This is a genomic window from Deinococcus pimensis DSM 21231, assembly GCF_000519345.1.
GTDB classification, from domain to species: domain Bacteria; phylum Deinococcota; class Deinococci; order Deinococcales; family Deinococcaceae; genus Deinococcus_A; species Deinococcus_A pimensis.
Window position 1 is genome coordinate 161,759 of sequence record NZ_KI912617.1, and the last position, 2,651, is coordinate 164,409.

Sequence of the window (2,651 nt, forward strand, 5' to 3'; positions counted from 1 at the left end):
GCGCGCGCGACGCGGGCGGCACCGTCGCGCTCGCCTTCGTGGACCTCGACGGGTTCAAGCCCATCAACGACCGCTTCGGGCACGACGTCGGCGACGAGGTGCTGCGCCTCCTCGCGCGGCGCATGGAGCGCGAGCTCGCGGCGCTCGGCACCTGGGGGCGGCTCGGCGGGGACGAGTTCGTGCTGCTCCTCGCGGATCCCGCGCGCGCCTCCACCGTCCGCGAGGAGATCCAGAACGCCCTGCGCGCCCCCTTCGAGGTGGACGGGCACGCCATCACGGTCGGCGCGAGCGTCGGCGTGAGCGAGGAGACGGGCGGGCAGCACGACGCGGCCTTCCTCATCCGCGCCGCCGACCACGCCATGTACGTCGTGAAACGCGGACGAGGACGCCGCGTCACCGACCACGCGTGAAGTTCACGCCATGCTCACCTTATATGGATACGCTTCCAATGTCCGGGCACGGACGCGAAGCATGACAAGCGGGGACAGCGAGCCCGTATCTCACCCTGAAAGGAACCGCCCCGAAGGAGCGGGAACTCCTCGGGGCGAATGACGACTCCTGTATGCCTGACAATCCTAACACGCCACGCAAGCGCGAGCAACGCCGAAAGGCCAGGCTGCGCAAGCTGAAGGAGGCCCTCGTGGTCATCACTTCGATTCTCGGCGCTGTGAAGTTGTTGGTGGAGATCGTGAAGGCCCTGCTGACGTAGGGCCGCTTCCGGTGAACCACCCCTCGTGTGCGTCCCCGCCGCACCATGTGTTCCTGCCGTGACCGGACACCGCCCCCGCAACTGCGGGGGTCGTTCTTTGAGTACACGTGCTCCGCCCCCGTTGACAACCGCCATCCAAAGGGCTTGAATCTTGGTTGAGGGCGCACGCCCAAAAAACGAGAAGGCAACGCTTGTCCATCCAGGGCACGACCTCCACCCCCACGGAGGCGTGCCCTTTTTTCACGGAGGAACCCATGAACGTCATCTTTTCCGACCTGCCCGCCTGGCACGACCACACGCCCGCGTTCACGGAGCGACTCGGCCTGAACGTCGGCGAGACGGTGCGCCTGCGCCTCAAGACGACCCTGAACGTCACGGAGGTGCTGCTCAAGCTGCTGGAGCACGGCGAGATCAGCCGCTACCCGGCGCGAGAGATCGAGCCGCTCGACGGGGAGGGCCGCTGGTTCGAGTACGACCTGCCCATCCTGGGCCGCAAGGTGCACTACAGCTGGCAGCTGATGCTGGACGGCGACAACCTGCACCTCACGATGGCGGGCCTGCACCACACGCGCCGCCCCTACCGCGACTGGTTCCACTACGTCGCGGGCTACCGCGCGCCGGAGTGGGCGTGGAAGAGCGTCTTCTACCAGATCTTCCCGGACCGCTTCCGCAACGGCGACCCCACCAACGACGTCCGCACGGGCGAGTACCAGTACTCCGGCGGGCCGGTCGTGCACGTCGACTGGGACGTGCCGCCCGCGCGGGAGCTGGACATCCACGCGCACTACGGCGGGGACCTGCAGGGCGTCGCGCAGGCGATGCCGTACGTCGCGGAGCTCGGCGCGAACGCGCTGTGGCTCACGCCGATCTTCGTGAGTCCCTCCGCGCACCGTTACGACATCACCGACTACCGCGCGGTGGACCCGCACCTCGGCGGGGAGGAGGGCTTCGAGCAGATGATGCGCGCCGCGGAGGCGAACGGCATCCGGGTGGTGCTCGACGGCGTGTTCAACCACACGGGCAGCGAGAACGCCCTCTTCCAGAAGGCCCTGCGCGACCCCGCGGCGCCCGAGCGGGAGATGTTCACCTTCCGCGAGGTCACGGACGGACGCCCGCCGTACGCGGCGTTCTTCGACGTGCCGACCCTCCCGAAGATCGACTACACGTCCGAGGCGGCCGTGAACGAGTTCCTCGCGGGTGAGGACTCCGTCGTGCGGTACTGGCTGCGGCGCGGCGTGGCGGGCTGGCGCCTCGACGTGGCGCAGCAGATCGGCGTGGGCGGCACGGACGAGGGCAACCTGGAGCTCCACCGCCGCCTCAAGGAGGCCGCGCGCGCCGAGCGGGAGGACGCGTACGTGTTCGGGGAGCGCTTCTTCGACTCGGAGGCCGCGCTGACCGGCGAGGGCGAGGACGGCGTCATGAACTACCACGGGTTCGGGCTGCCCCTGATGGAGTGGTTCACGGGCGAGCACTACCTCGGCTTCAAATCGGCGATGACCCTGGACGAGATGGTGGACCTCATGTGGGACGCGTACCACGTGCTGACGCCGCAGGTGGCGCTCAACCAGTTCAACCTGCTCGACTCGCACGACGTCCCGCGCGCCCTGTCGCGCCTCGGGGACGACAAGGTGAAGCTGCGCAGCGTCCTCACGCTGCTGATGGGCTACGTGGGCGTGCCCTGCATCTACTACGGCACGGAGGTGGGCCTCACGCAGGTCGAGCCGGGCGCGATGCCCTTCAACCGCGGCACGATGCCGTGGGACGAGTCGAGGTGGGACCTCACGCTGCGCGGGGACGTGCGCGCGCTCATCCGCGTGCGGCGCGAGACGCTCGCGCTGCAGCAGGGGTCGCTGCGCTTCCTGCGCACGGACGACGACTCGCTGGGCTTCGTCCGCTCGTACCGTCACGCGGACGGCCGCGCGGAGCACGCGGCGGTGCTGGG

At 69.1% G+C, this 2,651-nt stretch carries 3 protein-coding genes; all 3 read left to right on the plus strand.

What is annotated here, in order from left to right; translation table 11 throughout:
- A partial coding sequence (locus DEIPI_RS27555) for a GGDEF domain-containing protein (protein ID WP_045233408.1) occupies positions 1-410 on the plus strand: 410 nt, incomplete at its 5' end.
- Between the two features lie 152 nt (positions 411-562).
- Positions 563-709, plus strand: a complete 147-nt coding sequence (locus tag DEIPI_RS37185) for a hypothetical protein (RefSeq protein WP_157463382.1) — start codon at positions 563-565, stop codon at positions 707-709.
- 254 nt (positions 710-963) lie between these two features.
- Positions 964-2,651: glycoside hydrolase family 13 protein (locus tag DEIPI_RS27560; protein WP_045233372.1), on the plus strand; the 1,688-nt coding region annotated here is incomplete at its 3' end.